3 protein-coding genes and 1 riboswitch are annotated in these 5,373 nt (G+C 31.1%); all 3 genes read right to left on the reverse strand.

Annotated features, from left to right (window positions below; all coding sequences use genetic code 11):
* A partial coding sequence (locus BUB48_RS17265; protein WP_073028155.1) for an Eco57I restriction-modification methylase domain-containing protein occupies positions 1-2,145 on the reverse strand: 2,145 nt, incomplete at its 3' end.
* Between the two features lie 638 nt (positions 2,146-2,783).
* Positions 2,784-4,244 carry a hypothetical protein gene (locus BUB48_RS17270; RefSeq protein ID WP_073028157.1) on the reverse strand — a complete coding sequence of 487 codons (1,461 nt, stop codon included), beginning with the start codon at positions 4,242-4,244 and terminating at the stop codon, positions 2,784-2,786.
* A gap of 69 nt (positions 4,245-4,313) precedes the next feature.
* The gene (locus BUB48_RS17275) at positions 4,314-4,904 is read right to left on the reverse strand and encodes an HD-GYP domain-containing protein (RefSeq protein ID WP_073028159.1); all 591 of its coding nucleotides are present in this window, start codon (positions 4,902-4,904) and stop codon (positions 4,314-4,316) included.
* A gap of 105 nt (positions 4,905-5,009) precedes the next feature.
* Positions 5,010-5,094, reverse strand: a riboswitch (cyclic di-GMP riboswitch).
* Positions 5,095-5,373 lie beyond the last annotated feature (279 nt).

Here is a 5,373-nt window from a genome sequence, read left to right on the forward strand (position 1 = left end):
ACTGGTTTGCACTCCATTAAATGTATCAGCTACTTCTTTCAATTTTTGTGAGTTTAAATACAGCTTATTAATAATTTCCATCTTTCCCTTATCTGGGACTAACACCCATGGTGTTTCTGTCAAAACATTACTACTTATCAACATTGAATTATACTTATTAGGATTACCCCACCATTCATGTAAATTATTAATCTCAGAATATCTGAAATTACTTTGTGCACTCTTTTTTAAAAGCAATATTGAACTATATATCGTTTTATCAGTAAAGAGTTGAGCTGAACCAAAATCAATATATTCTACTACATACTTATTACGGGCTAGTAGTTCTCTTAATTTCATACCGGATTTTATTTTTGTAAATTTATTTGGAACTATATAACACAAATATCCTTGTTCTTTAATCTTCTGCAAGCCTCTTTCAATAAATAAAAAGTACTTATCAAATTGTTGATACGATGTTTTATATTTACTCTTATATACTTTTAATTCTTCATTAGGTAACAAGTTATTCATATCTTCTGTGTTAACATAAGGAGGATTGCCAATTATTAAGTCAAACTTCTTTCCATTATTTATCAAACTCCAATCAAAAGGAAGAATTACATCTTTATCATCTTGACTCAATGCTGCATAATCTATTATATCGAAATCTACAAGTGAGTTCCCAAGCATAATGTTACTATCTATGTTAGGCAATGCAGGATTCTCATTTCTAATAGATGGTTCAGTTTCATCATCAAGCAGTTTAAGTAAAAGATTAAATTTAGTAACTTCCACAGCATGTGCATCTATATCAATTCCGAAAATGCATGATCTTAAAATCATCTTTTTATCTTCTATGGGAAGCTTAAAATCACCATCTTGTGTCACTATAAGATGATTCTTATCATTATTCTTGTACCAGTTTACACAATACCTTACTAGATACTCAAATACTTCAATTAAAAAAATTCCTGATCCACATGCAATATCAGCAATCTTTAAATTGAAAATTTCTTTTGGCGTTTTATTTTGACATAATTCATCTAAAGACTTATTAACCATATATTTAACAATTTCAACTGGTGTTGTGACAATATCCCTATTTACATCTCTATCTTTTCTTTTGACTTTATTATAAAGAACTAAATTCCCACATCCATCTAAAATCAAACTTTCAGTAAGAAACAGTTCATATATTCGACCTAAAAGATTAGGTTTTATAAATTTAAACTCATATGGGCTTTTTGGAAAATATAATGTTTCTACAATATTTTTAATTATATCGCTATTTAGATCAAAAACAATATGCTTTCCACTAAACAAACCTGCATTATATCTCTTATCGGCCTCTTTAAATAACTTATTCATCTCATCTATAAGAATAGATTCATCTTCAATAACTTTACTAAGAGCATGATATAAAGGCAGATTTCTATCTTCACATATTCTTAGAAAAATAATCTGATTAATAAATCTTTGCACAACATCATTAATTATTTCTAGAGGAAATTTCTTTTCTTTATACAAGTAATTGCCAAGTTGTAATCTCCAGGTGTTTATCTGTTTTAAAAAATACTCATCAACTGGTAACTTTAATCCTTTTTGCTCATTACTGCCAAATGTTTCAATCAATACTTTTTCAAAATTACCACAATAAACAGTCTCTCTAGAAAGCAGCTTATATATTTCTTCATATTTATCATTGTATTCTTTATAATGATACTTTCTCAATATAGCTACATCGCAGTTATCTTTTTCTACCGGAGGAATTGTAGTATCATATATTATTAAGTATTCAAAGTTAGTTAAAACAGAAATTTTCAGATTAGCTGACCACCCATACCTTCTTATTTGAAACGCTGGCTCTGGATCTGTGGTTATATCGACATCTGGTTTTTTAGCTTCTACAAAATATACTGGTACACCACTTAAAGTCATTGTATAATCACTTCTACCTGTTCCCCTAAGATTTTGCTCATATATTACTTCTCTTAGGTGTGGTTCTAGCCCTTTTGTATTTTCAATATCCCAACCTAATAACCTAAAAAATGGATTTATAAAATCAATTTTACACGTTTCTTCTTTAAAATCACTTCTTTTTCCTTTATAATATTTCTTTAACTCATCATACTTATTTACTAATCTTTGTAGCTCATTACACATTAATATCCCCCGCATTTAAATTGCCTCAAAATGGATTATTACAATTATAATACTACTATTGATTTCTTAATCATTTTATCACATTATTTTCTACAAAAAAATGCTGTTTCCTCTATTAATTTTTTTTGCAGTAAAATATAAGCAGTAATAGATATATGAAAATTACTATTTTACAATAATACATTTTTTCTCCAGTCCGCATTATTAAAATAGAAAGCCTTTAGGCTTTCTACCTTATAAAGTTAATTATTCAAATAAAAGTCCGTTAGGACTTTTTACCGCATAAAAGACCATGCTTATACTTCTTTAAAGCTTATGAATAATATAAGCTTATATTATCCCCTTTGACTTACATTTTTCAATATTTCCTTATTAATCTTAATAAAAAATTTAGAATTCTTCATACATCAATATACAATATTTTAAAATCCTGAATTAAATCTCATCATAATTTTAGAATTCCTTGGCAAAAAAATAATGAACTTTAATAATGCCGGTAATTATAGAATGGGAAAAATTCCATCAAAAACTCATGAAAGCTATAACCATATGTTATATATTATTAATTATGGCAATATTTTACTGTTAGAAGCAATAAAAAAGCCTATGCTTTAGGCATAAGGCATTTCTTCTGTATCCTACTCCATGCTCATCCAGATATATTCGTATGGATCAGACAGCTTGGCTATAATATCATCATTTATTTCATCTAAGGACAACCTGGTCCTTTCTCCAGCCATATATCGCTCATAAACAGCCTTGATATAAGCTACTATATCATTTATGGCATTACCTGCCTGTATCTCCTTATTAACAATACTTATAATTGCCTTTATTGCTCTTGTGCTGGCTTTCCTCATCATCTCTACTATATAGTCAAACTGTTTGTCATTTAACCGAATCAATGAATTGTTCAATATACTTTTTATAACATTCGCCTTCCTGGCAAAGCGTTTTGCTGCACTAAAAAATGAGGCCTTAACAGCCTCACTCTTTTGAATCATGTACTCCTTTTTCAGCCTTATATATAAAAGACCTTTCCTGATTTCATGCAAATCCATATTAAATATACTGTTTAAACCAGTTCGTCCGGAATCACCGGAAAACAGCCTCAATATCTCGCTTCTGCTGCGTTTTTTCAGCCTGCCTAATACCTTAACATACCTTGAAATAGAATCCTTATTATCAGTTGGGCATACAGCCACTTTAAATATTACCGGCTTATTTTCATCAACTTTACCTTTTCCATTTTCACCGTTATTGTGCTTGAAAACTACATCAAAAAATACCTTTATTGCTGCTGTTTCCAGTTTCTTAAAAACTTCCTGGAAAACAAAGTATGGCACTGCTATATATCCTTTCTTGAACCCCTCTTTATATCCTTGTATCCTTAAATTTTGATATCCTGAAGGTGTATCATAAACAGATATTATTCCGTCCTTTAAAAGCTTCTTGTGCACATCATAGCAAGTAGACAAGGCTAATGTATTCTCTTCAAATACCTTGCTCATTTCCTTATAGGCGTATTGTACATTGAAGGCATGGATCACGCCGTCACCATCGGCCAATGTTATAAGTCCCAGAAGATACCTTATTTTCTCCTTTGTATATGTAAAGGAATCGATCTGTCCTGATAGCAAATCCTTAAAGTTTCTTGGTATCCTTATTCCTTTAATCCTGTCCCATTTAATGTTATATTGCGCCTTTCCTTCTTCCTCTCTATTGCCCAATGAACCACGCACATATTCCGAGAAGCAAATTTGATCCTTTGCTGCATCTTTTCTGTAGATCCTCTTGCTATCCTGCTTCAAGTTGTACTTCATGGCAAATAGGATATGATCACTCCAAGGCAGTATATGCAAATCTGCTCCTACTGAAGCCAGAAATTTATCTTTTACTAGTGCAACATAACTCTCAAAATACTTATGTCTATCACCGTCAAAAACTTTGTTGATTATTGCTTCCTGATGTTTTAAAATGTAATTGTAAACTACTCCGTTATCAGAGTAGTCTAAGAGTTCTCTAAAGAACCTTAAATCAGATTCTTTATATTTCTGAGCAGCTATGTCCAAGATAGCTGCTTTCTTCTTTTTTCTCATGAATAACCCTCCTTTGCAAAAATAAATAAAGACAGGCGATTTCTCGCCTGCCTGAAGTTTATTAAGCTATTACCTGTTGATTATTGAATCCAGATTATTAATAAAGATTTTCAATATTTCCTGATCAAACTGTCCATTAGAGTTTTTCATCATACTAACTGCTTCTTCCAGGGTAAAGGCTTTTCTGTATGGTCTGTCTGAAGTCAAGGCATCATATACACCACATACACTGATAATCCTAGCTACAAGGGGGATTTTATCACCTTTAAGCTTTACAGGATAGCCTTTACCGTCCCATCGTTCATGATGGTAAAATGCAGAATACTGCAGTTCTTTGGGCATGGAGTATTTTTTCATTATAGAATATCCCATATTTGAATGCTTCTTAATAATATCAAATTCTTCGTCCTTTAAGCTGCTTTCTTTGTTTAAAATATCCAGGTTTATTTTTAACTTTCCTATATCGTGGAACAGTCCGGAATAATACATAATACTGCTATCTATACCAGTACATAGCAGTTTATTAAGCCTTTCAGAATATTTCGCCACATTTAATGAATGTTCATAAGTATTATTATCAAACTTGAGCATATTCAATAGTATATCAACTTTTGCTGAAAGCACATCTTTTGGCAGTGCAATACCATGTACGTAATTCAACGGAATTCACCTCAAAATATTTTAATTTTTTTTAGTATCTGCATAAATCTTAGAATTATAAAAGCCATGGCTCTGTAATAATGGCCATGGCATAAAAAAACCTATCTTGGCGGCCCGACTGTCATAGTGTTACCACTTTAGACTCGTAGCTTTGCGTCCCTACCTTTCGATAGGTTTGCCATTATCATATAGCTTTATACAATATCAACTTATAATTTAGCAATTTCGTCATAATTTTATTAAATTATGCATATTTTTACAGCAACATTTACATTATATTTTTCATTTATTTTTCTGTCAATACATTCCTATTGGTTTATTCCAACTTCTATCGGCCATATTCTCTTCTCCTTTACTGCTGATTCTATCCCGTATAATATTATCTATCAAAGAAATACTGGACTCATCATCACAGCTGCATCTGCCCAGATATTCGATCCTATCTTCAATAGGAATTACTACAGGCGGG

It is taken from the genome of Lutispora thermophila DSM 19022 (assembly GCF_900142105.1).
Lineage (GTDB): Bacteria > Bacillota > Clostridia > Lutisporales > Lutisporaceae > Lutispora > Lutispora thermophila.

What these genes read in the sequence shown, in the direction of transcription:
- BUB48_RS17270 (WP_073028157.1), bottom strand. Translation starts at nt 4,244, where the DNA reads ATGAGAAAAAAGAAGAAAGCAGCTATCTTGGACATAGCTGCTCAGAAA.